Genomic DNA, 1,016 nt, shown 5'->3' with positions numbered 1-1,016 from the left:
AGAAAGGGGTAATGACCGAGAAGTGATGGCAGTCGTTCTTGCCACCTTGTCCGCAGGTCGTCATGGGCTTGCCCGGATCATTGCAGATAGCCGAGTGCAAAGACTCTGACTCGCCTGCGGCTTCTGAGGCTACGAACCGATGCCTGGGCAGGGCGTAACTGCCTCGATTGGCTACGATGTCCATGCCGGCGCCGTTGGTGGCGCTGCCGGGCGGCGAGGAAAGGAAAGACGTGTTGATTCGCTTGGGCTCAAACAGGAAAAACCGGAACACTTCTGCTGTCGGGTCTTTGGTGCGGGTTCGCGTCTGCATCGCAATCCGGCCGTCGGCCGTGGTCCGATAGGGCGGAATATGGGGGCGAGTGAAATAGCCCTCGTCGCGGGTATTATTGTCCGGGTCGGTGCGGGCACCGTCGCCTACTTCCACGAGGTGAATGTCCCGTTTGATTGCAGGCGCCAAAGGCAGCGCCCGCCGGTCATCCGCTTCAGTGCCAACGCTGCCGTCAGTGCAGCTTCGATCCAGAGATGGGTTTTCATCGCAGGTTTTGATGACGGGCGGCGGCGGCGGCGCGGGCGGGGGCGCGACGCGCAACGAAAGCACGGCGCGGCTTTCAGCGCCCTGATTATCCTGCGCCACGGCGATTAATTCATAATTGCCCGCGGCAACGTTTCTCAGGAGCGCATCGTGACTGCCGCGGGGTACACCCCATTCAAAAGGTGGCTTGGTGAGCGTGCGTAACTTAGTGCCATTAACAGACAGGACGACGCTGACGATGGAGCCATCACTGTCGGTCGCTCTAGTGACGACATGGATATCGTCCCCAGCATTCAGGCGTGCGCCTGACAACGGCGTGGTGAATGTGACTTCGGGTGCCTTGTTGATGGGCGTTTCGGTGCCACCACCACCGTCTACGGCGTGCTGAAGCGTAAACAGACCAATCATCCACATAAACAAACGAAGCATCCAACGAGGCAAAGATAGCAAAGCTTTCTCCGGGTCTGGTTAGGGCGCCGCGGCC

General features: G+C 59.8%; 1 protein-coding gene. It reads right to left on the bottom strand.

The features are described from left to right. Positions 1–982, bottom strand: a 982-nt coding sequence (locus J1C54_RS16335; protein WP_229150031.1) for an Ig-like domain-containing protein, incomplete at its 3' end; no start/stop codon positions are given. Between the last annotated feature and the right edge of the window lie 34 nt (positions 983–1,016).

Source organism: Alcanivorax sp. 1008, from assembly GCF_020667895.1.
In the GTDB taxonomy this organism is placed as follows: Bacteria; Pseudomonadota; Gammaproteobacteria; order Pseudomonadales; family Alcanivoracaceae; genus PGZG01.
Note: the sequence above shows the minus strand (reverse complement) of the source record. Positions and strands in the feature narration are given on the sequence as shown.